Below are 24094 nucleotides of genomic sequence, written 5' to 3'. Positions count from 1 at the left end.
GTCGAAACCTGGCGAAGGAGGCGCGCGATGGCTGGTCCGGACGAGCGAACCGTGCGAACCGCGATCGAGCTGGCCGTGCGTGCCCCGTCGGTGCACAACTCGCAGCCATGGCGCTGGCGCACCGGCGGCGACGCGCTGGAACTCCACGCCGGACGCGACCGCCAGGTGCCGGAGACCGACCCGGACGGCGCCGAGCTCCTGCTGGCCTGCGGCGTCGCGCTGCACCACTTGCGAATCGGTTTCGCCGTGCAGGGCTGGCGCACCCGCGTGCACCGGCTGCCCGATGCGCTCGAACCCGGGCACCTGGCCACGGTGGAGCTGTCCCGCGGGGAACCGGGAGCCGACGAGGTCGCGCTGGCGGCCGCGATCCCGCGCCGCCGCTCCGACCGGCGCCGGTACGAACCGAGGCGTCCCCCGGAGTCCCACCTCTCCCTGATCGCGGACCGCGCGGAAGCCACCGGCGCGGTGGTGCGTGCGGTCGAGGACCGCCGGGCGCGGCCACAGCTGGTGCGGGCGCTCGCCGAATGCGCCCGCTACCAGCTGCTGGGCCCGGCCGTGCTGCTCGAACTCGCCGGCGGGCACTGGCCGCCGTGCGTGCCGGACCACGACCACGAGTCCGTGCTGCTGACCATCGGCACCGCCGCCGACGACCGCCTGGCGCGGTTGCGGGCGGGGGAGGCGCTGAGCGAGATCCTGCTGGCCGCCACCGGGCTCGGCCTGGCGAGCTGTGCGCTGACCGATCCGCTCGGGGTCGCCGATGTGCGGCAGGTGCTGTCGAAGGAACTGCTGGACGGTGCGCACGCGCAGGTCGTGTGCCGCCTCGGCTGGGCACGGCTGAACGCCGAACCCCTGCCCGCCACCACACGACGACCGCTGGACGAGGTGGTGCAGAACCTCACCGCCGTCGCCGTGTGAACCCGGGGCCGCGAGCGGACGGCCAGGCGTGCACAGCCGCCGCCCCTCGCGGCCCGCCACAGAGCAATCCCGGGTGGGATGAACCGGCCGGCCGGCCCGCGGCACCCGCCGCCCCGGCCGGCCGTCCCCACCCCGAACCCCACACTCACGCACCCGAACCCCACATTCAGGCACCCGAACCCCACATTCGGGCACCCGAACCTCACGTTCAGGAAGCCGAATTTCACACTCGGGCACCCGAACCTCACACGCAGGCACCCGAATCCCACGTCCAGGAAGCCGAGTCCGACGTTCGGCCGAATCCAGGGCTCGGAACCTCGCGCCAGGAACGCGGCACTCGGGCGCACGAACGTGGAACTCGAGCGCCTGAATGTGGGGTTCGCCCGCCTGAATGTGGGACTCGGGTGCGTGAGTGTGGGGTTCGGGTGCGCGAATGTGGGGTTCGGCTGGGGCGCCCGGGCTTAGGGCAGGGCGGCTTCGATGGATTTGAGTACGGCTTCATCCTCGGGCTCGATGCGGGGGCGGAAGCGCGCCAGGATCGAGCCGTCCGTGTCTACGAGGAATTTTTCGAAGTTCCACTGCACATCCCCAGCTTCGCCGTCGGCATCGGGGGTGGCGGTGAGGGCGGCGTAGAGCGGGTGCCGGCCTGGGCCGTTCACCTCGGTCTTCGCGAACAGCGGGAAGGTCACGCCATAAGTGGTCGAGCAGAAGGTCTGGATTTCCGACGCGCTCCCCGGCTCCTGACCGGCGAACTGGTTGCACGGGAACCCGACCACCGAGAAGCCCCGCGCGCCGAAACGCTCCTGCAGCTTCTCCAAGCCGGTGTACTGGGGCGTCAGCCCGCACTTCGACGCCACGTTCACCACCAGCAGCACCTTGTCGCCCAGTGCGCCGAGCGTGGTGGGCTCACCGTCGAGCGTTTCCACCTCGATGTCCTTGATCCCCATCGACAACCTCACAGCAGATCGCGGGCATCCAGGTGCCCGAACGGCCGGTCCCAACCAGCCGACGGCGAACCGCCGGCCAGCGCGTCGAAGCGCTCGGTGTGCACGCGCGCCCGGCGCCGAGCGTAGTCCGCGGCGGAGTCCTTGGTGACCATGAACGCCCAGTCGCTGGACAACGCCAGCAGCGCCTCGGTCACCAGCTGGTCCCGCACGGGATCCCGGTGGCCGCGCGCGCCCGGCGGCAGGGCGAGCAAGCGCTGCTGCAGCTCGGTGTTCGCGGTGACCATGTCGGCGACCTGCTCGCCGTCCCACACCCGCCAGTCCTTGCCCGAACCCCACGAAGACGCGGGCAGGTCCACCGGCGCGCCCAGGTGGCCGGCGTCCAGGGCGCCGCGCAGCGTGGTCACCCGCACGCCCGCCTCCGGCAGCGCTCGCAGCACCGCCTCCAGCCACGCCGGGCCTTCGTGCCACCAGTGTCCGAAAAGCTCGGTGTCGTACGCCGCGACGACCAGCGACTCACGTCCGTGCTGCGCCCGCAGCGAACGCAACCGCGTCACCACGGTGTCCACGAAATCCTTGACGTGCAAGCGAAGCGTGTCCGCGGCCAGTGCCGGGTCGTAGGGCGCCTTGTCCCCGGGCTCGACCTGCTTGCCGGTCACCCGCGAGGGCTTCAGGCCGACGTTGTGGTCCCAGGTGTGGAAGTCCCGATAGGCCCCATGCCCCGGGTAACCCGCCTTCGGTGACCACACGCGGTAGGTCACTTCGAGGTCTCGCCCGAAACACACCACGTCCGACGAGCCGACCGTCCGCGCCGCGGAAGTGTCACCGCGCAGCGAAGGGCCGTCCACCAGGAACCGTTGCACCCCAGCGGCCGCGTAGTCGGCCTCCATCCCCGGCGCGTAACCGCATTCCGGCGCCCAGATCCCTTCCGGACGGTGACCGACGCGCAGCTGGGTGTCCGTGAGACCGGTCCGCAGCGCGAAAGCCCGCACGCGCGGGTCGAGCAGCGGCTGGAACGGGTGGGTCGCCGGGCCGCCGAGCAGCTCGATCGTTCCGGAGTCCACAAGGGACCGAAGGACCGGCGAGAACCCGTGGCGCCACCGGGTTTCCAGCTCCTCGCAGGCGTGATCCGCGGCCAGGTGTTCATCGGCGGCCAGAGAGCGCAGCAGCGGATCGCCGGACCACAGCGTGGAAGCCTGCCGTGCGCGCAGTTGCCAGTGCCCGAGCCAGTGGTGGAAAGCCCGCAGGCAGTACGGGTCGTCCAGTTGCGCGGCCAGCACCGGGGTGACGCCGAGGGTGAGCACATCGCGCTTGCCCTCGTCGGCGAAGCGGCGCAGCAGGTCCACCACCGGCAGGTACGAATGCGCCCACGCCTGGTACAGCCATTCCTCGCCGACCGGCCAGGACCCGTGATGCGCCAGCCACGGCAGGTGGCTGTGCAGGACCAGGCAGAACGTGCCCTCGTGCTCGGTCACGGACGCACCGCCACGGCCACCAGGTCCAGGCTCGCGTCGACGTCCTTGCCGTGCACCACGAAATCCCCGGTGCGGATCGAGTCGACGTCGGCGAGCAGGTCGGCGGGCCAGGTCGCCTGCCCCGGCAACGACCCCATGACCACGTCCAGCTGGGCTTGGATGATCGAGCCGCCATACCGCTCGTCTAGCGCCCGAACGGCCGCGCCGTGGTGCAACCCGTGCAGCAGCTCGACCCCGAACCCGGCCGAGCGAAGCAGTTCGTCCAGCTCGGCGGCCGAGAGTTCCCTGGTGTGGTACGGGTTCAGCGGTACGTCGCTGTCCGGGGTGAAGGTGAGCCGGTTCGGCGTGGTGACCAGCAGCCGTCCGCCCGGTTTGAGCACCCGCAGGCATTCGGCCAGGAACCCGCCCTGGTCCCAGAGGTGCTCGATCACCTGGAAGTTCGCCACCACGTCCACAGTGGACGAGCGCAGCGGCAGGCAGGCGAGGTTGCCGCGGATCACGTCCAGCGCCGGGTAGCGCCGGGCCACGTGCGCGGTGGTCGGCTCGTCGTAGTCCAGCGCCAGCACCCGCGGCGCGGAGGTGGCGATCAGCCCGGCCCCGTAACCTTCGCCACACCCGGCCTCCAGCACCGTCGCGCCCGCGCAGTAGGGCAGCAGGGCGGCGTAGGCGGCCTCGTGGCGCCGGAACCAGTAGTTCTCCTCCGGCACGTCCGGCACGGTGCGTTCTCCGGTGAGGTGCAGGGCCTCGGCGGGGGTGGTCACCCGGTCACCCTGTCACATCCACCGGGGCTATCCAGTCCAAAGGTCATGCAGTCGACATTCACGCGCGCCACGCTGGCGCTGCTCGCCCTGGTCGGATTCGCCACCGGAGGGTGGGCGTGCTTCCTGCCGGGGTCCTTCTACCTGGATTTCCCCGGCTTCCGCAGCGGCTGGGTTTCGGCGGACGGGCCGTTCAACGAGCACCTGGTCCGCGACGTCGGAGCGATGTTCCTGGCGCTGGGCGTGGTCGCCGCCGGCGCGCTGGTGCTGAAGACCACCGGAGCCGCGCGCCTGGCGGGCTCGGCCTGGTTGGTGTTCAGCGTGCCGCACACGATCTACCACCTGGCCCACCTGCACGTGCTGCAGCCGGTGGACCAGGCGCTCAACGCGGTCGGCCTGACCGCGGGCGCGCTCGCCGCGCTGGTGGTGGTGCTGATGCCGGGGCGGCGACGGGCCCCGGCACCAGTTCCGGCTCAGTAGCGGGGCTTGCCCCGGCCCCGCAGCTTGCCCAGTACGCCCTTGGCCTGCTGGCGCTTGCGGGGGTCGTTGGCGTACCGCTTGACCTGGTCGATCGTCCGGCGGCCCTGCGGGCTTCTCGCGAATCGCGCGATCTTCTGGAACAGCGATGATGCCATCTCGGTCCTCCTGCGCGTGGCGGTTTGTCCGGTTCGTCAGATCAACGAACCGCGGGTCCACGTGGTTCCCCCACGTGTTACCCGTTCACCCGGCAGGGGAAACGGTGATGCCCAGCGCGCCGGGGCCGACGTGCGCGCCGATGATCGTGCTGGCCTCCAGCGTCATGGTTTCGCGGACCTGTGGCATGCGCTGCCGCAGTTGCTCGGCCAGCTCCAGGACGCGCTCATCGTCGCCGAAGCGGACCAGCGCCACGTCGACCGGCTTGCCGCGGGCTTCCTGGGTGGCGAGGTCGACCAGCTTGTTCAGCGCGCGGCGGCGGCCGGGCACCCTGGACAGCGGGGCGACCTCGCCCTCGCGCACGGTCAGCAGGGGCTTGAGCGCCAGCGCGCTGCCGAGCATCGCCTGCGCGGAGCCGATCCGGCCGCTGCGCTTGAGGTATTCGAGGGTGTCCACGTACAGCAGTTCGGTGCTGGTGCGGAAGCGGTACTCGGCGGCGTCGATGACCCGGCGCGGGTGCGCGCCCGCCGCGGCGGCCCTGGCGGCGGACAGCACGGCGAAGCCGAGGCTCATGCCGGTGGTTCCGCTGTCGAGGACGTGCACGGGGATCCGCACCTGCTGCGCGGCTTCCCGCGCCGCCTCGACGGTCGCGGACATGCGCCCGGAGAGGTGGATGCTGACGATCGCGGTGGCGCCGCGGCTCATCGCGTCCTGGTAGGCCCAGAAGAAGGCGCCGGGATCGGGCGGCGACGTGGAGACTTCCTGACCCGCGCGCATCGCCGCCAGCAGGTCGGCACGCTCGAAGCGCTGCTCGTCGTCGAGTCGATCTCCGACGTGCAGCTGGACCTGGGCGATGCCGATGTTCCACTGGGCCGCCAGCTGCTCGGGCAGGCAGGCGGTCGAGTCGGTCATCACGGCTACGTGGTTCACCACAGTCAAGCAGGCTAACCCGAACGCGTCCGAATGGTGTAACACCGATACCACTGAGTGGGACGGAACACACACTGTACGCAGTCGGCGGGAGACTATCGGGACGATCGTCCCGATTATTGGCTCATCCAGGTGAATGCCGTCACCTCGGCGCGCCAGCACGCCCGGATCTGCGCTTAACTACCGGCGAGTACAGCCCTGCGGGTGCACTGAGGCACCCGAAATAACGGGAGGTCGTGAAGGACCCATGACGAACATCGTTGTCCTGGTCAAGCAGGTGCCCGACACCTATTCCGAGCGCAAGCTCAGCGAGTCCGACCACACCCTTGACCGCGAGTCCGCCGACGCGGTGCTCGACGAGATCAACGAGCGTGCGGTCGAGGAAGCGCTGAAGATCAAGGAAGCCGGCGAGGGCGAGGTGACCGTGCTCGCGGTCGGCCCGGACCGTGCCACCGACGCGATCCGCAAGGCCCTGTCGATGGGTGCCGACAAGGCCATTCACGTCTCCGACCCGGCGCTGCACGGGTCCGACCTGCTCGCCACCGCCAAGGTGATCGCCGCCGCGGTCCGCAAGGTGGGCAACGTCGACCTGGTCATCGCCGGCAACGAGGCCTCCGACGGCCGCGGTGGTGCGGTACCGGCGATCGTGGCCGAGCTGCTCGGCCTGCCGCAGCTCACCCACGCCCGGCAGCTGACCGTCGAAGGCACCTCGGTGAAGGTCGACCGCGAGACCGCGGACGAAGGCCTGACCCACCTCGAGGCGAGCCTCCCGGCGCTGGTCAGCGTCACCGAGAAGATCAACGAGCCGCGGTACCCGTCGTTCAAGGGGATCATGGCCGCGAAGAAGAAGCCGGTGGAGACGCTCACCGTCGCCGACCTCGGGGTCGACGCGGGCGAGGTCGGCCTCGGCAACGCCTGGTCCGCGGTGGTCGAAGCCGCGCCGAAGCCCCCGCGCAGCGCGGGTGAGCGCGTCGAGGACGACGGCGACGGCGGCACCAAGGCCGCCGAGTACCTGGTCGGCCAGAAGATCATCTGAGACTGAGGAGACGGGAATATGTCTGAAGTTCTGGTCCTCGTCGACCACGTCGACGGTGAGGTCAAGAAGTCCACGCTGGAGCTGCTGACCGCGGCTCGCGCGCTCGGTGAGCCGTCGGCCGTGGTGGTCGGCGAGCCGGGTTCGGCGAGCAAGGTCAAGGACAGCCTGGCCGCCTACGGTGCCGCGAAGGTGTACGTGGCGGAGTCCGCCGACGCCGCCGGTTACCTGGTCACACCGAAGGTCGACGCGCTCGCGCTGCTGGCCGAGAAGGCTTCGCCTGCCGCCGTGATCGTGGCCGCCACCGCCGAGGGCAAGGAGGTGTCCGGCAGGCTCGCCGCGCGGCTGGACTCCGGCCTGCTCTACGACGTGGTCGGGGTCAACTCCGACGGCACGGTCGAGCAGTCGGTCTTCGGTGGCGCGTACTCGGTGAAGGCCAAGTCCGCCAAGGGCACGCCGATCATCTCGGTCCGCCCGGGCGCGGTCGAGGCCGAGAAGGCCGACGGCGCCGCCGCGGAGGAGACCGTCGAACTGCCCGCGGTGGACGCGGCCAAGTCGGCCAAGATCACCGGTGTGGAGCCGATCGTCGGTGGCGACCGCCCCGAACTGACCGAGGCCTCGATCGTGGTCTCCGGTGGCCGCGGGGTCGGTTCGGCCGACAAGTTCGACGTGGTGGAGAAGCTGGCCGACTCGCTCGGCGCGGCCGTCGGCGCCTCACGTGCCGCGGTCGACTCCGGCTACTACCCGGCGCAGTTCCAGGTCGGCCAGACCGGTAAGACGGTCTCGCCGCAGCTGTACATCGCGCTGGGCATCTCCGGCGCGATCCAGCACCGGGCCGGGATGCAGACCTCGAAGACGATCATCGCGGTCAACAAGGACCCCGAGGCCCCGATCTTCGAGATCGCCGACTTCGGCGTGGTGGGCGACCTGTTCGCCGTCGCCCCGCAGCTGACCGAAGCCGTCACCAAGCGCAAGAGCTGACCAGCCATTGCCAGGAGTGGGGCATTACTTGCAATGAACGCAAGTAATGCCCCACTCCTGGCATTCAGCCGCCTCGTACCTGAGAGGAGGCTGAGAACCCGCTATTAACTGAACGTGCACCGAAGCGCCACCGCGTGGCTCTCCCGGTGGTTCTTCCCGGGCGTAGACCTACGGGTATGACTCGATCACAGCTGCTCGTCAGCACTGATCAGGCCGGTGCCGAGCTCCCCGCGGGCGCACCCCGCTACTCCCTCCTCGTCGCCAACGACAACGAAGAGGTGCGCGCCGCGCAGCGCCTGCGCCACCGCGTGTTCGCCGAGGAAATGGGCGCCACCCTCCACTCGCCGGAACCCGGTTACGACATCGACGAGTTCGACCGGTTCTGCGACCACCTCGTGGTCCGCGACGACAACAGCGGCGAGATCGTCGGCACCTACCGCATGCTCCCGCCCGAGCGCGCCGCGGACGCGGGCCGCCTCTACTCCGACACGGAGTTCGACCTGACCGCGTTCGCCGACCTGCGTGGCTCGCTGGTCGAAACCGGCCGCTCCTGCGTGCACCCCGATCACCGCAGCGGTGCCGTGGTCAGCCTGGTCTGGGCGGGTATCGCCCGCTACATGCTGCTGTCCGGGCACCGCTACCTCGCCGGCTGCGCGTCCGTGCCGCTGACCGGCCACGGCAGCTACGCCGCCGGTGTCTGGGACCTGTTGCGCACCAAGCACTACGCGCCGGACGAGCTGCGCGTGCGGCCGCTGAACCCATGGCATAGCGACGATGTCGCGCGCCCCAGCCGTTCGGTGCTGCCGCCGCTGATCAAGGGGTACGTCCGGCTGGGCGCCAAGGTGTGCGGCCCGCCCGCGCTGGACGAGGATTTCGGCGTCGCCGACTTCCTGGTGCTGCTGGACCTGCAGAACGTCGACGAGCGCTACCTCAAGTTCTTCCTGGGAGCGGGGGGATGAGCCCCCGGCACCCGTGGATGCCGCCTTCGCCGTGCGGTGACCACTGCCTGACCACCGGCGAGCCGACCGTCCACTTCGTCCGCCGCGTGCTGCGTTTCGCCGCGGCGTCCCTGATGGTGCTGACCGCGCTGGCGGCCGTCCCCGGACTGCTGGTGTTGCGCGGCCGGGCCCGGGATCGCCTGGTACGCCTGGTGTTCGGCGGTGTGCTCCGCTCGTTCGGCGTCCGGCTGGTGGTGCACGGCGGCGCCGAGCTGGCCGCCGCTCCGGCCCGTGGCGCGCTCGTGGTGACCAACCACATCTCGTGGCTGGACATCGTCGCGGTCAACGCCGTGCGGCCGATGCGCGCGCTGGCCAAGCGGGAGATCGCGAGCTGGCCGGTGCTCGGCCTGCTGGTGGCCAAGGCGGGCACCATCTTCCTCGACCGCGAACGCCTGTCCACCCTGCCGTCCACAATGGACCAATTGGCTGGTGCGCTGCGCGGCGGCTCGCTGGTCAACGTCACCCCGGAAGCGACCACCTGGTGTGGCCGCGCCTCCGGCCGGTTCACCACGGCGGCCTTCCAGGCGGCGATCGACGGCGGGGTGCCGGTCCGCCCGATCGCCCTGCGCTACCGCCTCGCCGACGGCCGCGAAACCACCTGGCCCGCGTTCATCGGCCCGGAATCCCTGATCGACTCGCTGCGCCGCGTGGCCCGGTTGCGCGGGCTGGTGCTGGAAGTCTTCGTGTGCCCCGAAATCGCGCCGGGCCGGGCGGTGGACCGCCGGGAACTGGCCGGGCTCGCCGAAGCCGCGGTGTCGGCCGCGCTCGGCACGGTCCAGATTCCCGCGCAGCGCCGTCGCAAGGTGACGGTGCAGGTGGACGCGGTGGCGCCGCGGCCGACGAGGGTCACTCCCGCGCCACGATGAGCCGGAAGCCCGCGTCCCACTGGTCGAGGGCCAGCAGGTCGCGGTGCTGTTCGTGCCAGCGCCCGGAATCGAGGTCCTCGCGCAGCCGCCGGACGCCCCGCTCGACGGCGGCCGGATCGGTCTGCGCGAGCGCGGAGCAGGCGCGGCGGACGCGGGGATCGAGGTAGGCCGCCGGTCGTCGCCAGTAGGCGGGGAACACGCCGTCGGTGAAGTCCCAGGGCAACGGCAGCGGAAGCACGCTTTCGGCACCCAGTTCGGCGGCGATGTCCGGGGCCGACGGCCGGCCGAGCTCCAGGTCGGCGATCTCCGGCACGTACTCGCGGACGAACCAGAACTCGGTGTGCAGGCGGGTGTCGTAGGCCAGGACCACCTGGCGTGGCGCGATCCGCCGCAGTTCGGCGAGCCCGCCTCGCCAGTCGGTCCAGTGGTGGACGGTGAGCACGGCCAGCGCCGCGTCGGCCGCCCGGTCGCGCACCGGCAGGGCCTCGGCCAGCGCGCGCACCGCGGGACTCGCTCCCGCCGGTCGCTGCCGGACCATCTCGGCGGACGGCTCGACGGCGAGCACCGTCCGATCGGGAGGCTCGTAGGAGCCCGTGCCCGCACCGACGTCGATGATGGACCGCGCGTCACCGAGCGCGGCGACGATTTCCGCCATCCAGCGGGGATCGGTACGCCGTCCCAGTGAGTACCCCGTGCCGATCCGGTCGTAGAGCGCGCTCACGCAGGCCTCCGGGTGCTCGTTCTTGACCTCCACCGCGGTGGAGCTTGCAGGCTGAGGCCCATGACCGACACCCTGGCCCCCGGCCGCGGCGTGCTCTGGACCAGGGAACACCGCGTCACCACCACCGGCATCCTGCTGGTGATCACGCTCGTCGCGTTCGAGAACATGGGTGTGGCCACCGCCATGCCGACCATGGTGGCCGAACTCGACGGCACCGCGCTGTACTCCTGGCCGTTCGCCGCGTTCATGGTTTCCAGCGTGGTGGCGACCGTGCTGTCCGGCAGGCTCGGCGACGCCCGCGGCCCGAAGCTCGGCCTGCTGACCGGGCCGCTGCTGTTCCTGGCCGGGCTGGTCGTCGCGGGCACGGCGGTGACCATGCCGCTGTTGCTGCTCGGCCGGGTGCTGCAGGGCTTCGGTTCCGGCCTGGTGCTGGTGGCGGTGTCCCTGCTGATCGGGCTCGTCTTCACCGACCGCGAACGGCCGGTGATCTACGCGGCGAACGCGGCGGCCTGGGTGCTGCCCGGGGTGATCGGGCCGTCGATCGCCGGGCTGGTCACCGAGCGGTTCGGCTGGCGGTGGGTGTTCCTGGCGCTGATCCCGCTGGTGGGCATCGCCGTGGTGCTGCTGTTGTCGGTGGTGCGGCGGCTCGAACCCCACGTTCCCGGCGAGCGCGAACGACGGGCGGGGGTGCCGTCGGCGGTGGTCGTCGCGATCGGGATCGCGGCGCTGACCTGGGCCGCGCAGCACCCGTCGCCGGTGGCGCTGGTCTACGGCGTCGTCGGGGCGGTCGCGCTGGTGCTCTCACTGCGCCGCCTGCTGCCGCCCGGCACGCTGACCCTGCGCGCGGGCCTGCCGACCGTGGTCGCGGCGCGGGCGCTGCTGTCCGGGGCGTTCTTCGGCATGGAGGCGTTCCTGCCGCTGACCCTGAGCAGCGTGCACGGCTACAGCCCGGCGGCCGCCGGGCTGCCGCTGACGGTCACCGCGCTCGGCTGGTCGGCTGCCTCGATGCTCCAGGGGCGCTATCCGGACTGGTCGAGGGAGTTCCTGCTGCGGACCGGGTTCGCCCTGGTGGCGGTCGGGGTCGGGATGTTCGTCTTCGTCGCGCAGCCCTGGGCACCGAGCTGGCTCGCCTTCGCCTGCACGGCGATCGGCGGCGCGGGCATGGGGCTGGCGATGCCCTCGGTTTCGCTGCTCCTGCTGCGGTTCTCGCCGGTGGCCGAGCGCGGGTTCACCATGTCGGCCAGCCAGCTGGGGGACTGGGTCGGTTCGGCGCTGACCGTCGGCTTCGGCGGGGTGCTGCTGACCGCGCTGGGGACGGCCGAACGGCCCTCGGCGGCGATGGCGGTGGTCGGGGCGGCGATGGCGGGGGTGGCGCTGATCGGCTTCGCCGCCACCCGGCGGTGGCCGTCACAGGGGTAGGTGAGCATCGTCACAAGCCCTCCGGGGCTACCCTGGAGGGCGCGATGACCTATCTCGACCACGCGGCGACCACCCCGATGTTGCCGTCCGCCATCGAGGCGATGACCGAGGCATTGTCCACCGTGGGCAACGCCTCCTCGCTGCACTCTTCGGGACGGCGGGCGCGGCGGCTGGTCGAGGAGGCCAGGGAGGTCGTGGCGGGGGCGCTGGGCGCCCGGCCGTCCGAGGTGATCTTCACCGGCGGCGGCACGGAGAGCGACAACCTGGCGGTCAAGGGCATCTTCTGGGCGCGCAGCGAGGCCGACGAACGTCGCCGCCGCGTCCTGGTCAGCGCGGTCGAGCACCACGCCGTGCTGGACACGGTCGAGTGGCTCGCCGAGCACTGCGGAGCCGTCGTCGACTGGCTGGCCGTGGACGAGACCGGCCGGGTCCACCCGGAGACGCTGCGTGCGGCCGTCGAGCGTGACCCGTCCGACATCGCGCTGGCGACGGTCATGTGGGCGAACAACGAGGTCGGCACGGTCAACCCGATCGCCGAGCTGACCGCCATCTGCGCCGAGCACGGCATCCCGCTGCACACCGACGCGGTGCAGGCGATCGGCGCGGTGCCGGTCTCCTTCGCCGAGAGCGGCGCGGCCGCGCTGACGCTCACCGGGCACAAGGTCGGCGGACCGTACGGCGTCGGCGCGCTGCTGCTCGGCCGCGACACGCCGTGCACGCCGTTGCTGCACGGTGGCGGTCAGGAACGCGATGTGCGCTCCGGCACGCTCGACGTGCCTGCGATCCACGCGTTCGCGGTCGCCGTGCAGGCCACCGTCGAGGCGCAGCCCGAGCACGCGAAGCTGCTGGGTGAGCTGCGGGACGAACTGGTCGCCGCGGTGCTGCGGGAGGTGCCGGACGCCCGGCTCAACGGGCACCCCGAGCACCGGATCCCCGGCAACGCGCACTTCACCTTCCCCGGCTGCGCCGGCGACAGCCTGCTGATGCTGCTCGACGCCAAGGGCATCGAATGCTCCACCGGCTCGGCTTGCACGGCCGGGGTCGCGCAGGCGAGCCACGTGCTGCTGGCGATGGGCGCCGAAGCCGCGTCGGCGCGGGGGTCGCTGCGGTTCTCACTGGGGCACAACTCGACCCGCGAGGACGTGGCCGCGCTGGCCGCGGCGATCGGCGGGGTGGTCGCGAGGGCGCGGCAGGCAGGACTTTCCGGGATGCGCAAGACGAAGACGAAGGCGGAGGTGTGAGGCGCATGCGCGTATTGGCCGCGATGAGCGGTGGCGTGGATTCGGCGGTCGCCGCCGCCCGTGCGGTGGCGGCGGGGCACGAGGTGGTCGGCGTGCACCTGGCGCTGTCGGCGAAGCCGGGCACGCTGCGCACCGGTTCGCGGGGCTGCTGCACGATCGAGGACTCGCGCGACGCCCGGCGGGCCGCGGACATCCTCGGCATCCCTTTCTACGTGTGGGATTTCGCCGAGCGGTTCACCGAGGAAGTGGTGGAGACCTTCGTCGGCGAGTACGCCGCCGGACGCACGCCGAACCCCTGCGTCACCTGCAACGAGAAGATCAAGTTCGAGGCGCTGCTGGACAAGGCGATGGCACTCGGCTTCGACGCGGTGGCCACCGGCCACTACGCCCGGTTGTCCATTGTGGATGGTGTGCCGGAGCTGCGCCGGGCGGTGGATTCGGGCAAGGACCAGTCCTACGTGCTCGCTTCGCTGACGCCGGAGCAGCTGCGCCACTCGATGTTCCCGCTGGGGGACTCGTGGAAGACCGAAGTGCGGGCCGAGGCGGAGCGCCGCGATCTGGCGGTGGCGAACAAGCCGGACAGCCACGACATCTGTTTCATCCCGGACGGCGACACCAAGAGCTTCCTGGAAAAGCGCCTCGGCGCGCGCCCGGGTGACCTGGTCGACGCCGAGACCGGTGCCGTGCTCGGACGGCACACCGGGGTCCACGGATTCACCGTCGGACAGCGGAAGGGCCTGGGCATCGAAGCCCCGGCGCCGGACGGGCGGCCGCGGTACGTGCTGTCACTGGAACCCGTCTCGGGCACGGTGAAGGTCGGGCCGCAGCGAGACCTCGGCGTACACCGCATTTCGGCGGACCGGCCCATCTGGCCGGCAGGACCGCTGGAGGGGCCGACCGAATGCGTGGTGCAGGTGCGCGCGCACGGCGGGCTGGCTTCGGCGGTGGCTGAGGTTGCGGGGGACGAGGTGACCATCCAGCTGCGGGAGCCTTTGCGGGGAGTGGCTCCGGGGCAGGTTGTGGTGCTTTACCGGCCTGATGCGGAGTTGGGGGATCTGGTTTTGGGGAGTGCGAAGATTGCTGGTACGGGGGTGTAGGGGCGTGGGGGCCACCCCGGTTTTTTAGTGTGACTACGGCGAAGGCCTCGATGTCAAGGCGGGAAAGATGCCTTGACATCGAGGCCTTCGCCGTGTTTTGGGCTTTGGACCGGGGATGGGGAGGGCTGGGTGGCTCTTCTGCTCGAGTTTGGTGGCCGGGCGCCGGTTGAGGTTCTTGTGCTGGGGTGTGTGGTGGTCGGGTCGCGGTTGGGCTCTTGTGCTCGGGTGTGGTGGTCGGCTCCCATTGCCGGGTCGCGGTGGGTTCTTGTGCTCGGGTTTGGCTGCTGGGGTGCGGTGGTGGTTCTTGTGCTCGGGTTGGTGGCCGGGCGGCGAGTTGGCGGTGGGGGTGTGGGGTGCCGTGAATGTGGCTTTCACGGCGGAATGTGCCGTGAAAGCCACATTCACGGCACCTTGGCGGGAGGGGCGATGTCACGAATGTGGCTTTCGAGACATCAAACGTCCCGAAAGCCACATTCGTGACATGAGGGCGACACGAATGTGGCTTTGGGGGCCGAATCCGCCCCGAAAGCCACATTTGTGTCCTTGGAAGTTACAGCTGTAGCTTGAAGCCGGTGTGGGTGGCGGCGAAGCCCAGGCGTTCGTAGAAGCGGTGTGCGTCTGTGCGCCGCGCGTCCGAGGTCAGTTGCACGAGGACGCAACCCCGCGAGCGTGCCTCTTCGATGGCCCATTCCAGCAGGGTGGTCCCCAGCCCCGTGCCCCGCTGGCTCGAGTGCACCCGCACGCCTTCGATCTGGCCCCGCGCCGAGCCTGTGCGTGCCATGCCGGGGATGACGGTCAGTTGCAGCGTCCCGACAGCCGAACCGTCCTCGTCGGCGACCACGAGTGTCTGGTTCGGGTCCGCGTCGATGGCGTCGAAGGCGGCGAGGTAGGGCTCCAGTCGCGAAGGGGTTTCCCGGCCTGCGCCGATGTCGTCGTCCGCCAGCATTTGGGCGATGGCGGCCACATCGGACCGGCGCGCCCGTCGGATCTCGATCATGCGACGGAATAGTGCCGCACACCGTCCACTTCGGACAGGGTGAGCGCGCCCCGGTGTGCCAGCAGGTCCAGGTGCGCGGCGGTTTCGTTCACCGCCAGGCATTGGTTGAACGCGTCCAGGTCTCCGAGCGCACGCTGCCGTCGCGTCCAGCCGAGTCGTAGCGCGACTTCGTAGGCGGTGTTCGCGCCATCGGCCACCTGCGTGCCCATTTCGTCGAGGCGCTCGTCGTGGTGTACCAGCAGCTCGTCGACGCGGGCGTGCACGCTGGGCGTGATCGGGCCGTGTGCGGGCAGCATGCGCCGGTCCGGCAGGCCACGGACCAGGGCCAGCGACTCCAGGAAGTCCTTCAGCGGCAGGTCCGGGCCGGCGGGCTGGAAACCGATGGACGGGGTGATGTGCGGCAGCACGTGGTCACCGGTGAACATCAGGTTCGCCGCCTCGTCCACGAAGACCAGGTGCCCGGCGGTGTGGCCCGGGGTGGCGACCACGTCCAGTTCCCGGTCCGGCAGCACGCTGCGGCGGCCCGGGGTGAGCCACTCGTCGGGTGCCTCCCACAACGCGGTGTCCGTGCGCGGGCGCCGGTAGTTGCCGAACATCTTCGCCAGCGCCTCGATCACCGGGGTCGCACCGGCCTGGGCCAGCGACCGGAGCTGCGCGTTCATCGGCATGGTCGTCGGGTCGGCGCTGATCTCCAGCGACGGCCGTTCGTCCGCGCCGAGCGCCACCCGGCCGCCGAAGTCGCGGCGCAACGCCACCGCCTGGGTGTAGTGGTCGCGGTGCACGTGGGTGATGAGGAATTCGGCGATGTCCCCGAGTTCCGCGCCGAGCGCCTTGAGCGCGGCGCCGAGCAGTTCGCGGGCTTCCACCAGCGCCCAGCCGGAATCCACCAGCACCAGGCGTGAGCCGTCGGTCACCGCGTAGACGTTGATCGCGCGCAGGGCGTCGTTGGGCAGTGGCAGCGGGATCCGGTGGACCCCGGGCGAAACCGCGTACACACCCGGCTCCGCCCAGTGCCGTGAGCCGTCGTCTTCGGTGATCTCCACGTGTCAGTCCGAGTCCTGTTTCAGCGCGGTGTCGATGGTCAGTGCCGCGGCCACCACCATGCTGGCCAGCGGATCCGGCAGCTGCCGGTGGATCTGCACCACGTAGTTGTCCGCCGTGGTGAAGGCGGCCTTGACGAACCCGCCGAAGGTCTTGGTCACCCTGGCCACCTCCTCGCCGGACGCGTCGCGGATGGAGAAGTTCCACGCGCGCCAGTTCTCCGCGTGGATACCCCCCACCTTACGATCACCGACCAGGAAAGCGAACCTGATCTTGCCGATCATGTTCTCCTGCACGATCTCGCCGATCGGCGAGTCGTCGGCCCTGGTGACCAGGAACCGCGACTTGAAGATCTTGCGCGGCCGGGTCACCTTGAGCACCGTGCTGTGGTTGGCGTCGCGCACCTCGAAGCGGTGTGTGAGGTACTGGTCGTAGGAGCTGAGCAGGCGCAGCACCTTGCGCAGCCCGCTCTGCCCGACCTGCACCACCCCGCCGAGCCGGTCGCCGTTCGCGTCGAACACGCCGAACTCGTTGGCCACCTCGAACAGCTTCGCCCGCTGGTTGACCACCAGCACCGGCTCGGTGAACAGCGTGCCCCCGCCCCCGCGCACCGCCTGGCCCTTGGTGGCCCTGGCCGCCTGCGCGCGGATCCGGTCCGGGTCGGGCGTGCCCTCGAGGTCCAGCTCGATCCGCTCGGCGTCGTGCGGGCGCGGCGCCGGGCGGGTCCGCTCGGTCCAGGCGGAACCGTCCCACCAGCGTTGCGCGGTCGGATCGGCCCGGTCGGCGTACCAGCCCGGCTGCGAAGAGCTCGTCATGGCGGTTGAGCGTAATGCGAGGACCCCCGAAGTGGCGGTGATCAGGGGATTTACGGGGAATGTCCGTGTCTGTCCTCAGTCTGGTCCGCTTTCGGTGATGAGCCGCTCCAGTTCGCGGCGCAGCAGTCCGAGCCGGGCGTCGGCGAGCAGCGGGATCTCGCGACGGCGGCGGCGCACCGCGGTCAGGTCGATGTCCACCAGGGTCAGCGATTCCTCCCAGGTCGGCGCGGTGGCGACCACCGAACCCCACGGGTCGATCACCCGCGAACCACCCCAGAACCGGACGCCCGCCTCGTCGCCGACCCGGTTCACGAAGATCACCCAGCACTGCTGCATGCGCGCGGTGAACACGAGCAGGTCGTGCCAGTACTCGGCGGGGTCGAAGGAGCCCGCGGTCAGCTTGGCCGCGCTGTTCGTCGGGACCACGAGGATCTCGGCGCCGTCCTGCGCGGCCAGCCACGGCAGCATCGGCTGCCAGGCGTCGTTGCAGATCAGCGTGGCCATCCGGCCGTGCCGGGTTTCGAAGGCCCGCATGGTCTGCCCGGGGCTGGCGTGCTTGCGCTCCTCCCAGATCAGGTAGTTCGGCAGGTACAGCTTCCGGTGGTTGTGCACCAGTTCGCCGTCGGAGAGGTACAGCGCGGAGTTGTGCCTGCGGATCCGGCCGTCTTCGAGGAGGCCGATCACCACGTCGGGACCGTGCTTGGACAGCTCGGCCAGGCGGGCGTCGTCCGGCCAGAGCGAGATGTCTTCGGCGAGCTGCCCGAGCGCGTAGCCGGTGAGGCTCAGCTCGGGGAACACCACCAGGTCCGCGTCCTGGGCCGCGGATTCCTTGATGAGCTGCTCGGTGCTCGTCAAGTTCCCGTCGACGTCGCCGAGGCGGCAGTCGGTCTGGGCCAGTGCCACGCGCATCGCGGTTTCACCTCCTCGGTGATCATCGGTTGCCGATGGTCCACAGTGTGACTTCCGGAGGCCGCGAACGACAGGCGACGGGGCGACCGTTTACCCGCGTGCAACACCGAGCACAATCGGCCAGGTGAACGAGCGAGCATGGCAAGCGGGTGCGGCCACCGGCATCGGGTCGATGCCGGGTACCGACGCGACCGAGGCGGCGGCGGTGATCTTCGGCGAACTGCCGGATTTCCCGCACGAGCCGGAACTGCCCAGCCGCGGGGTGGGTGCCGATCTGCTCGGCCGGACCGCCGGGCTGCTGGTCGACCTGGCCGTCGAGGTGGTCCCGTCCGGTTACCGCGTCGCCGCGCGCCCCGGGCACGACCACCGGCGCGCGGTCGACCTCCGGCGCTGGGACCTGGACGTCCTGCAGGAGGCGGCGGGTCGTCCGCCGCTGCTCAAGACGCAGGTCGCCGGGCCGTGGACGCTGGGCGCGGGCATCGAACTGCCGCGCGGGCACCGGGTGATGACCGACCGCGGGGCCTTGCGCGAGTTCAGCGAGTCGCTGCTCGAAGGCCTGCGCACGCACGTCAACGAGCTGGCCGCGAGGACCGGCGCGAAGATCGTGGTGCAACTGGACGAACCTTCGCTGCCCGCGGTCCTCGCCGGCGCGCTGTCCACGCCGTCCGGCTACGGGAACGTGCCCGCGGTGCACGCGCCGGAGGCACGCGACCTGCTGGCGCACGTGATCGACGGCGCGAAGTCGATCACCGGCCAGCCGGTGATCGTGCACTGCTGCGCGAAGCGGCCGCCGTTCGAGCTGCTGCGGGAGGCCGGGGCCGGGGCGATCGCCTTCGACCTGACCGTTGTCGACTTGTCGTCCGCGATGCTCGACGAGATCGGTGAGACCTGGGACGCCGGGGTGGAGCTGTTCCTGGGGCTCACGCCCGCGACGCAGTCCGAAAAGGACCTCCGCGCGCTCGCCCGCCCGGCACTGGACCTGGTCGACCGGCTCGGGTTCAACCGCTCGATCCTGGCCGAGCGGGCGGTGCCGACCCCGGTCTGCGGCCTCGCCGAGGCGGCCGACGAGTGGCTGCGGCGCGCGCTTTCGCTGACCAGGGACCTGGGTAAGGCATTCCTCGAACCCCCCGAGGGCTGGTGACCTAAGGTCGGTCCGTGGGCATCCGGGACCTCTTCCGCCGTAAGCCAGCCACCCCCGATCCGCGAACGGAGTGGCCGGCGCAGACCGTGCCCGAGGACCCGGAAGCCGCCGCGGTGGCGTTCTGGGAGCGCTGGTTCGAGCTGCTGCCCGAGATCAGCGCGGCACTCGGCGACCGCGAGCCGCAGCGCGTGGAACACGAGCTGTGCCAGGCCGTCGCGCTGGTGCACCCGGATCTCCAGTTCTCGCTCGACCGCGGTCAGCGCGCGATCTATTCGCTCGTGCTGACCGGTCAGGAGGACCCGGAGCTGCGGCCCTACACCGACGCGTGGAAGGCCGCCGCGCCCGCGGAGGACGCCATCTGGGAGTACCACGACTCGGTGCCGCCGGTGCCGGACCCGGCCGAGGTGACGGTCAACCTCGGCGAGCACCGGATCCCGCTCGGCGAGGTCCGCGTGGTGGCGCAGGTGGACGAGGCCGAGCAGGTGGTCGACGTGGCGGTGTTCCACCCGCTGCTGGCCGAACTGACCGCCGAATCGCGCAAGGCGATGACCTTCCTGCCGCTCGACGCCACGCTCGGTGAGCGGCTGGCGGCCGAACGGCTGAGGCGGGTGGAGACCGCCGAAACCGAGCCCGCGGCCACCATCACCCTGGTCGAGCTGCGTTCCCTCGTCCGCGGGCTGTCACCGGAAAATGTCGGGGGTACCGACTAGTCTTACCCACTGTGAGCAGCGAAGAACTTCCGCCAGACCACGTCTCCCAGGAGGCCGCGCAGGACATCGCGGACGTCCCGGCCGACGTCCGCGAGCGCCACACCGCGCTCGCCGAGGAGATCCGCGGGCACCAGTTCCGGTACAACGTGCTGGACTCGCCGACCGTGTCCGACGGCCAGTTCGACGCCCTGCTGCGTGAGCTGGAGGAGCTGGAGGAAGCCCATCCCGGCCTGGCCACCCCGGACTCGCCGACCCAGCAGGTCGGCGGCACCTTCTCCACCGAGTTCACCGCGCACGACCACCTCGAGCGCATGTTCAGCCTGGACAACGCGTTCGACGCCGGCGAACTGGCTGCCTGGGTCGAGCGCACCGAGCGCGAGATCGGCTCCACCCAGTACCTGTGCGAGCTGAAGATCGATGGGCTGGCGATCAACCTGCTCTACGAAAAGGGCAAGCTGACCAGGGCATTGACCCGCGGCGACGGCCGCACCGGTGAGGACGTCACGCTCAACGTCCGCACCCTGGACCAGGTCCCCGACCGGCTGACCGCCACCGACCGGTTCCCGGTGCCGGACCTGGTCGAGGTGCGCGGTGAGGTGTTCTTCCGGGTGGAGGACTTCACCGAGCTGAACGCGCGGCTGGTGGAGGCGGGCAAGCCGCCGTTCGCCAACCCGCGCAACACCGCGGCGGGTTCGCTGCGGCAGAAGGACCCGAAGGTGACCAAGAGCCGCAAGCTGCGGCTGATCTGCCACGGGCTGGGCAAGCGGAACGGCTTCGAGCCCACGCGCCAGTCCGAGGCGTACGGGGCGCTGGCGGCCTGGGGCCTGCCGGTTTCCGCGCACACCAAGGTGCTCGAGTCGGCCCAGGAGCTGAACGAGCACGTCGAGTACTGGGGCGAGCACCGGCACGACGCCGAGCACGAGATCGACGGCGTGGTGATCAAGGTCGACCAGGTGTCGCTGCAGCGCCGCCTCGGCACCACCTCGCGCGCGCCGCGCTGGGCGATCGCCTACAAGTACCCGCCGGAGGAGGCCACCACCCAGCTGCTCGACATCCAGGTCAACGTCGGGCGCACCGGCCGCGTCACACCGTTCGCGGTGATGGAGCCGGTGAAGGTGGCCGGGTCCACCGTCTCGATGGCCACCCTGCACAACGCCGAGGAGGTCAAGCGCAAGGGCGTGCTGATCGGCGACCGGGTGGTGATCCGCAAGGCCGGTGACGTGATCCCCGAGGTGCTCGGGCCGGTGGTGGACGTGCGCACCGGCGAGGAACGCGAGTTCCTGATGCCCACGCGCTGCCCCGAATGCGGCACCAAGCTCGCCCACCAGAAGGAGGGCGACGTCGACATCCGCTGCCCGAACGCGCGGACCTGCCCGGCGCAGTTGCGCGAGCGGCTGTTCCACCTGGCCGGGCGCGGTGCCTTCGACATCGAGGTGCTCGGGTACGAGGCCGCGTCGGCGCTGCTGGAGGCGGGCGCGGTGGCCGACGAGGGCGACGTGTTCGACCTCGACGAGGAGCGCCTGTCCGAGGTGGAGTTGTTCCGCACCAAGGCGGGGGAGCTCTCGGCCAACGCGCGGCGGCTGCTGGCGAACCTGGACACGGCGAAGGACCGTCCACTGTGGAAGGTGATCGTCGGGCTGTCGATCCGGCACGTCGGGCCGACGGCGGCGCAGGCACTGGCGCGCGAGTTCGGTTCGCTGGAGCTGATCGAGCAGGCCACCGAGGAGCAGCTGGCCGACGTCGACGGCGTGGGCCCGACGATCGCGCACGCGGTGCAGGAGTGGTTCGAGGTCGACTGGCACCGCGAGGTGGTCGAGAAGTGGCGGCGGGCCGGGGTGCGGATGGAGGAGGAGCGCGACACCTCCATCCCGCGCAACCTGGAGGGTCTGTCCATTGTGGTCACCGGCTCGCTGGAGACGTTCTCGCGCGACGAGGCCAAGGAGGTCATCATGGCCCGGGGCGGCAAGGCGGCCGGCTCGGTGTCCAAGAAGACGGCGTTCGTGGTGGTCGGGGACGCGCCGGGGTCGAAGTACGACAAGGCCGTGCAGCTGAAGGTGCCGGTGCTCGACGAGGAAGGCTTCCGGGTGCTGCTGGACCGGGGGCCGGAGGCGGCGGCCGAGGTCGCACTGGTCACGGAGGAGCCCGCGGCCGCCACAGAGTGATGTCCGGAAACCGCCAGCTCGCGCGGAGTAGCTGGTCGAAGATCGGGGCATGCGGGAGTTCCGGTTCGGCGTGGTGGCGGAGTCCGTGCGCGATGGGGCGCAGCTGATCGAGACGGCGAAGGAGGCCGAGCGGCTCGGGTATTCGTCCCTGTTGCTGCGGGACCACTTCGTCACCGAGCCGTTCGGCGACCAGCTGTCGCCGATGCTCGCGCTGACCGCCGTCGCCGCGGCGACCACGCGGCTCCGGGTGGGCACGCTGGTGCTGTCCAACGACTACCGGCACCCGGTGCTGCTGGCGAAGGAGGCCGCGACCCTGCAGCACCTGTCCGGCGGCCGGTTCGAACTGGGCCTCGGCGCGGGGTGGCTGCTGGACGAGTACGACCGCGCCGGCCTGCCGTTCGACCCCGCCGGCACCCGCGTCTCACGGCTGGCGGAGTCGCTCGAGGTGCTCGACGGCCTGCTGAGCGGGAAGGAACTGACCTACTCGGGTGCGCACTACCGGGTGCGGGAGCTGTCCGTGCACCCGCCGGCGCCACGGCCGCCGCTGCTGGTCGGCGCCGGGGGCAAACGCATGCTCCGCCTGGCCGGGCGGCTCGCGGACGTGGTCGGCGTCCTGCCCATCGCCCTGCCCGGCGGCTCCATCTCGGACGCGATGTCGGAACGCTCCCCGGAGACCATGCTGCGCAAGGTCTCGTGGGTGCGCGAGTCAGGCCGCGATGTCGAACTGAGCCAGATCCTGTCGTTCGAAATCACCGACGACCACCGGTCCGCCGCCGAACGCACCGCCCTCGAACGGGGCTGGGGCGCCTCCGCCGCCGACTTCGTCCTGACCATGCCTTCGCGCGTCCTCGGGTCGCCCGCCCGCATCGCCGACGAACTCGAACACCGCCGCGCGGCGTACGGCCTGAGCTACCACGTCGTCTCGGACCAGCACATGCACACCTTCGCCCCCATCGCCGCCACCCTGCGCTTCGCCTGAGGCGACCACTCCCCGTCAGCGGACCGCGGTCACCCAGCCGTGGCCATGGAGGCTCGGCCCATGCCGTGAATATGGCTTTCACGGCCGAATCCGCCGTGAAAGCCACATTCACGGCACAACTCAGCGAAGCGAAAGTCACCCAGGCGAGTGAAGAAGAATTCAGCCGTCCAGGACGACGGCGACGATGCCGGCCAGGTGGGCCAGGCGCGCGACTTCGGCGGCTCGGAACATCGGGCCGCCGGGGCGGCCCACGAGCAGGGCCCGGTCCGGCTTGCCCAGCGGGGTGGCCGCCAGCTCCGTCCCCAGTTCCTTCCACGTCTCCGGGATCCACGCCGCCTCGCTGTCGAGGACCGTCGCCCGTTCGAGCGGCAGCCACGGCAGGTCGGTGATCGGGGCCTCCGGGGCGGCCGCGGAGGACGCGAGCCGCTGGAGGGAATCGCCGGATGGGGTGACCACGATGGCCCAGCCCGAGCGGATGATCCGCGGCACGCCCTCGGCCAGCAGGTCCAGCCCGGTCTTCGGCGTCGCCGCGATCTCCTCGACGAGCTCCAGTTCACGGTGCGTGTCGAGCACCCCCGCGTACGGGCGCACGGCGTCGACCTCGACGCCCTCCACGCTCTCCGCGGCGGTGATCAGCGCGTCGGGCAGGCTCCCGGTGGGCAGCTCCACGACCAGGTCGTCGATGGCCACGCCGTTCGTGCGCTCGACCACGTCCACGCTGAGGATGTCGGCCCCGACCGTGCCCAGTGCGGTGGCCACCGCGCCGAGCGTCCCTGGGCTGTCCGGGAGCTGGACCCGGATCAGGAACGACACAGCGAACCCCTCTCACGCCGGGCGCGGAGCCTCGCCGTCCACGCAGGTGCCGGGCGCCGATTGTGGCAGACGGAGATGACGATGGGGATTCGCCGTCCGGGTCGCGGGACGCCACGGGCGTGCGATAACCCAGTCGAGTCTCCCGGGCGCGCCGCCATAGACTGGCGACCTCGGAAGAACCGACCTGCCCACCCGCAGAGCCACGGAGAGTCACCCGCGTGCCCAACATTTCCCGCGACGAGGTCGCACACCTGGCCAAGCTCGCCAGGCTGGCCGTCACCGACGAGGAGCTGGCCACCTTCGCCGGCCAGCTCGACCAGATCCTGGACGCCGTGGCCAAGGTGGGCGTCGTCGCCGACCAGGACGTCCCGCCCACCTCGCACGCCGTGCCGCTGACCAACGTCTTCCGCGAGGACGTGGTCCGGCCCAGCCTCGCGCAGGAACAGGCGCTGGCCGGGGCGCCGGCCGCCGAAGACGGCCGCTTCCGCGTGCCGCGCATCCTGGGGGAGGAGTAAG

The 24094-nt window shown here is 71.0% G+C and carries 25 protein-coding genes; 14 read left to right on the top strand and 11 right to left on the bottom strand.

Features of this window, described 5'->3' with window-relative positions; all coding sequences use genetic code 11:
• The first annotated feature begins 27 nt into the window (after positions 1-27).
• Positions 28-915, top strand: coding sequence for a nitroreductase family protein (locus JOM49_RS41095; RefSeq protein ID WP_209670084.1), 888 nt, complete (start codon positions 28-30; stop codon positions 913-915).
• A 461-nt stretch (positions 916-1376) separates the two neighbouring features.
• Here the strand turns inward: JOM49_RS41095 and JOM49_RS41090 are convergent, their stop codons facing one another.
• From JOM49_RS41090 to JOM49_RS41080, 3 genes are read right to left on the bottom strand one after another with little or no spacing between them, the layout of a single operon-like run.
• Positions 1377-1862 carry a glutathione peroxidase gene (locus JOM49_RS41090; RefSeq protein WP_209670082.1) on the bottom strand — a complete coding sequence of 162 codons (486 nt, stop codon included), beginning with the start codon at positions 1860-1862 and terminating at the stop codon, positions 1377-1379.
• A gap of 8 nt (positions 1863-1870) precedes the next feature.
• The gene (locus JOM49_RS41085) at positions 1871-3334 is read right to left on the bottom strand and encodes a 1,4-alpha-glucan branching protein domain-containing protein (RefSeq protein ID WP_209670080.1); all 1464 of its coding nucleotides are present in this window, start codon (positions 3332-3334) and stop codon (positions 1871-1873) included.
• Positions 3331-4095 (bottom strand): class I SAM-dependent methyltransferase, encoded by a 765-nt coding sequence (locus tag JOM49_RS41080; protein ID WP_209670078.1) that lies wholly within the window; start codon positions 4093-4095, stop codon positions 3331-3333. Before JOM49_RS41080 ends, JOM49_RS41085 begins: the two co-directional genes overlap by 4 nt.
• A 45-nt stretch (positions 4096-4140) precedes the next feature.
• On the opposite strand from JOM49_RS41080, the gene JOM49_RS41075 reads away from it, so the two are divergent.
• A complete protein-coding gene (locus JOM49_RS41075; RefSeq protein WP_209670076.1) occupies positions 4141-4572 on the top strand; it encodes a hypothetical protein in 432 nt (143 codons plus the stop codon).
• On the opposite strand, the gene JOM49_RS41070 is transcribed toward JOM49_RS41075, so the two are convergent.
• Positions 4566-4727 (bottom strand): hypothetical protein, encoded by a 162-nt coding sequence (locus JOM49_RS41070; RefSeq protein WP_209670074.1) that lies wholly within the window; start codon positions 4725-4727, stop codon positions 4566-4568. The genes JOM49_RS41075 and JOM49_RS41070 overlap by 7 nt on opposite strands.
• Before the next feature lie 85 nt (positions 4728-4812).
• Positions 4813-5637, bottom strand: coding sequence for a DegV family protein (locus JOM49_RS41065; protein ID WP_209670072.1), 825 nt, complete (start codon positions 5635-5637; stop codon positions 4813-4815).
• A 265-nt stretch (positions 5638-5902) separates the two neighbouring features.
• Here JOM49_RS41065 and JOM49_RS41060 point away from each other — a divergent pair, with 265 nt between their 5' ends.
• From JOM49_RS41060 to JOM49_RS41045, 4 genes are all read left to right on the top strand, one after another.
• Positions 5903-6691 (top strand): electron transfer flavoprotein subunit beta/FixA family protein, encoded by a 789-nt coding sequence (locus JOM49_RS41060; RefSeq protein WP_209670070.1) that lies wholly within the window; start codon positions 5903-5905, stop codon positions 6689-6691.
• An 18-nt stretch (positions 6692-6709) separates the two neighbouring features.
• Complete coding sequence (locus JOM49_RS41055) at positions 6710-7669, top strand: electron transfer flavoprotein subunit alpha/FixB family protein (RefSeq protein ID WP_209670069.1); 960 nt, start codon at positions 6710-6712, stop codon at positions 7667-7669.
• 176 nt (positions 7670-7845) lie between these two features.
• Positions 7846-8628, top strand: coding sequence for a GNAT family N-acetyltransferase (locus JOM49_RS41050; protein ID WP_209670067.1), 783 nt, complete (start codon positions 7846-7848; stop codon positions 8626-8628).
• Complete coding sequence (locus JOM49_RS41045) at positions 8625-9533, top strand: lysophospholipid acyltransferase family protein (RefSeq protein ID WP_245369641.1); 909 nt, start codon at positions 8625-8627, stop codon at positions 9531-9533. Before JOM49_RS41050 ends, JOM49_RS41045 begins: the two co-directional genes overlap by 4 nt.
• On the opposite strand, the gene JOM49_RS41040 is transcribed toward JOM49_RS41045, so the two are convergent.
• The gene (locus JOM49_RS41040; protein ID WP_209672242.1) at positions 9514-10188 is read right to left on the bottom strand and encodes a methyltransferase domain-containing protein; all 675 of its coding nucleotides are present in this window, start codon (positions 10186-10188) and stop codon (positions 9514-9516) included. The genes JOM49_RS41045 and JOM49_RS41040 overlap by 20 nt on opposite strands.
• Before the next feature lie 126 nt (positions 10189-10314).
• Here JOM49_RS41040 and JOM49_RS41035 point away from each other — a divergent pair, with 126 nt between their 5' ends.
• The 3 genes from JOM49_RS41035 to mnmA are packed head-to-tail and all read left to right on the top strand — an operon-like array spanning position 10315 to position 14011.
• Entirely contained in the window at positions 10315-11673 is a 1359-nt protein-coding gene (locus JOM49_RS41035) for an MFS transporter (RefSeq protein WP_209670065.1), read from the top strand.
• 44 nt (positions 11674-11717) lie between these two features.
• The gene (locus JOM49_RS41030; RefSeq protein ID WP_209670063.1) at positions 11718-12914 is read left to right on the top strand and encodes a cysteine desulfurase family protein; all 1197 of its coding nucleotides are present in this window, start codon (positions 11718-11720) and stop codon (positions 12912-12914) included.
• 5 nt (positions 12915-12919) lie between these two features.
• Positions 12920-14011: a tRNA 2-thiouridine(34) synthase MnmA gene (gene mnmA, locus JOM49_RS41025; RefSeq protein WP_209670061.1), complete on the top strand. Its 1092-nt coding sequence runs from the start codon at positions 12920-12922 to the stop codon at positions 14009-14011.
• A gap of 550 nt (positions 14012-14561) precedes the next feature.
• Here the strand turns inward: mnmA and JOM49_RS41020 are convergent.
• The 4 genes from JOM49_RS41020 to JOM49_RS41005 form a co-directional block, all read right to left on the bottom strand.
• Entirely contained in the window at positions 14562-15008 is a 447-nt protein-coding gene (locus JOM49_RS41020) for a GNAT family N-acetyltransferase (protein WP_209670059.1), read from the bottom strand.
• Positions 15005-16051 carry an MBL fold metallo-hydrolase gene (locus JOM49_RS41015; protein ID WP_209670057.1) on the bottom strand — a complete coding sequence of 349 codons (1047 nt, stop codon included), beginning with the start codon at positions 16049-16051 and terminating at the stop codon, positions 15005-15007. The genes JOM49_RS41020 and JOM49_RS41015 overlap by 4 nt, the downstream gene beginning before the upstream one ends.
• Positions 16052-16054: 3 nt before the next feature.
• A complete protein-coding gene (locus JOM49_RS41010) occupies positions 16055-16864 on the bottom strand; it encodes an LURP-one-related family protein (RefSeq protein ID WP_209670055.1) in 810 nt (269 codons plus the stop codon).
• Between the two features lie 75 nt (positions 16865-16939).
• Positions 16940-17773, bottom strand: a complete 834-nt coding sequence (locus tag JOM49_RS41005) for a nitrilase-related carbon-nitrogen hydrolase (RefSeq protein ID WP_209670053.1) — start codon at positions 17771-17773, stop codon at positions 16940-16942.
• 124 nt (positions 17774-17897) lie between these two features.
• Here JOM49_RS41005 and JOM49_RS41000 point away from each other — a divergent pair, with 124 nt between their 5' ends.
• The 4 genes from JOM49_RS41000 to JOM49_RS40985 are packed head-to-tail and all read left to right on the top strand — an operon-like array spanning position 17898 to position 22765.
• The gene (locus tag JOM49_RS41000) at positions 17898-18914 is read left to right on the top strand and encodes a uroporphyrinogen decarboxylase/cobalamine-independent methonine synthase family protein (RefSeq protein WP_209670051.1); all 1017 of its coding nucleotides are present in this window, start codon (positions 17898-17900) and stop codon (positions 18912-18914) included.
• A 14-nt stretch (positions 18915-18928) separates the two neighbouring features.
• Entirely contained in the window at positions 18929-19624 is a 696-nt protein-coding gene (locus JOM49_RS40995) for a hypothetical protein (RefSeq protein WP_372444195.1), read from the top strand.
• Positions 19625-19635: 11 nt separating this feature from the next.
• Positions 19636-21786, top strand: a complete 2151-nt coding sequence (gene ligA / locus JOM49_RS40990) for an NAD-dependent DNA ligase LigA (RefSeq protein ID WP_209670049.1) — start codon at positions 19636-19638, stop codon at positions 21784-21786.
• Positions 21787-21835: 49 nt separating this feature from the next.
• Complete coding sequence (locus JOM49_RS40985) at positions 21836-22765, top strand: TIGR03621 family F420-dependent LLM class oxidoreductase (RefSeq protein WP_209670047.1); 930 nt, start codon at positions 21836-21838, stop codon at positions 22763-22765.
• A gap of 159 nt (positions 22766-22924) precedes the next feature.
• Here JOM49_RS40985 and JOM49_RS40980 read toward each other — a convergent pair whose 3' ends face one another.
• The gene (locus JOM49_RS40980) at positions 22925-23578 is read right to left on the bottom strand and encodes an ACT domain-containing protein (RefSeq protein WP_209670045.1); all 654 of its coding nucleotides are present in this window, start codon (positions 23576-23578) and stop codon (positions 22925-22927) included.
• A gap of 218 nt (positions 23579-23796) precedes the next feature.
• Here JOM49_RS40980 and gatC point away from each other — a divergent pair, with 218 nt between their 5' ends.
• Entirely contained in the window at positions 23797-24093 is a 297-nt protein-coding gene (gene gatC, locus JOM49_RS40975; protein ID WP_113693768.1) for an Asp-tRNA(Asn)/Glu-tRNA(Gln) amidotransferase subunit GatC, read from the top strand.
• Position 24094: the final 1 nt, after the last annotated feature.

The organism is Amycolatopsis magusensis (genome assembly GCF_017875555.1).
Lineage (GTDB): Bacteria > Actinomycetota > Actinomycetes > Mycobacteriales > Pseudonocardiaceae > Amycolatopsis > Amycolatopsis magusensis.
The sequence above is the reverse complement of the archived record's forward strand: the minus strand, read 5'-3'. Positions and strand labels throughout refer to the sequence as shown.

What these genes read in the sequence shown, in the direction of transcription:
- JOM49_RS41095 (WP_209670084.1), top strand. Translation starts at nt 28, where the DNA reads ATGGCTGGTCCGGACGAGCGAACCGTGCGAACCGCGATCGAGCTGGCC.
- JOM49_RS41090 (WP_209670082.1), bottom strand. Translation starts at nt 1,862, where the DNA reads ATGGGGATCAAGGACATCGAGGTGGAAACGCTCGACGGTGAGCCCACC.
- JOM49_RS41075 (WP_209670076.1), top strand. Translation starts at nt 4,141, where the DNA reads ATGCAGTCGACATTCACGCGCGCCACGCTGGCGCTGCTCGCCCTGGTC.
- JOM49_RS41070 (WP_209670074.1), bottom strand. Translation starts at nt 4,727, where the DNA reads ATGGCATCATCGCTGTTCCAGAAGATCGCGCGATTCGCGAGAAGCCCG.
- JOM49_RS41065 (WP_209670072.1), bottom strand. Translation starts at nt 5,637, where the DNA reads ATGACCGACTCGACCGCCTGCCTGCCCGAGCAGCTGGCGGCCCAGTGG.
- JOM49_RS41060 (WP_209670070.1), top strand. Translation starts at nt 5,903, where the DNA reads ATGACGAACATCGTTGTCCTGGTCAAGCAGGTGCCCGACACCTATTCC.
- JOM49_RS41055 (WP_209670069.1), top strand. Translation starts at nt 6,710, where the DNA reads ATGTCTGAAGTTCTGGTCCTCGTCGACCACGTCGACGGTGAGGTCAAG.
- JOM49_RS41050 (WP_209670067.1), top strand. Translation starts at nt 7,846, where the DNA reads ATGACTCGATCACAGCTGCTCGTCAGCACTGATCAGGCCGGTGCCGAG.
- JOM49_RS41045 (WP_245369641.1), top strand. Translation starts at nt 8,625, where the DNA reads ATGAGCCCCCGGCACCCGTGGATGCCGCCTTCGCCGTGCGGTGACCAC.
- JOM49_RS41040 (WP_209672242.1), bottom strand. Translation starts at nt 10,188, where the DNA reads ATGGCGGAAATCGTCGCCGCGCTCGGTGACGCGCGGTCCATCATCGAC.
- JOM49_RS41035 (WP_209670065.1), top strand. Translation starts at nt 10,315, where the DNA reads ATGACCGACACCCTGGCCCCCGGCCGCGGCGTGCTCTGGACCAGGGAA.
- JOM49_RS41030 (WP_209670063.1), top strand. Translation starts at nt 11,718, where the DNA reads ATGACCTATCTCGACCACGCGGCGACCACCCCGATGTTGCCGTCCGCC.
- mnmA (WP_209670061.1), top strand. Translation starts at nt 12,920, where the DNA reads ATGCGCGTATTGGCCGCGATGAGCGGTGGCGTGGATTCGGCGGTCGCC.
- JOM49_RS41020 (WP_209670059.1), bottom strand. Translation starts at nt 15,008, where the DNA reads ATGATCGAGATCCGACGGGCGCGCCGGTCCGATGTGGCCGCCATCGCC.
- JOM49_RS41010 (WP_209670055.1), bottom strand. Translation starts at nt 16,864, where the DNA reads ATGACGAGCTCTTCGCAGCCGGGCTGGTACGCCGACCGGGCCGATCCG.
- JOM49_RS41005 (WP_209670053.1), bottom strand. Translation starts at nt 17,773, where the DNA reads ATGCGCGTGGCACTGGCCCAGACCGACTGCCGCCTCGGCGACGTCGAC.
- JOM49_RS40985 (WP_209670047.1), top strand. Translation starts at nt 21,836, where the DNA reads ATGCGGGAGTTCCGGTTCGGCGTGGTGGCGGAGTCCGTGCGCGATGGG.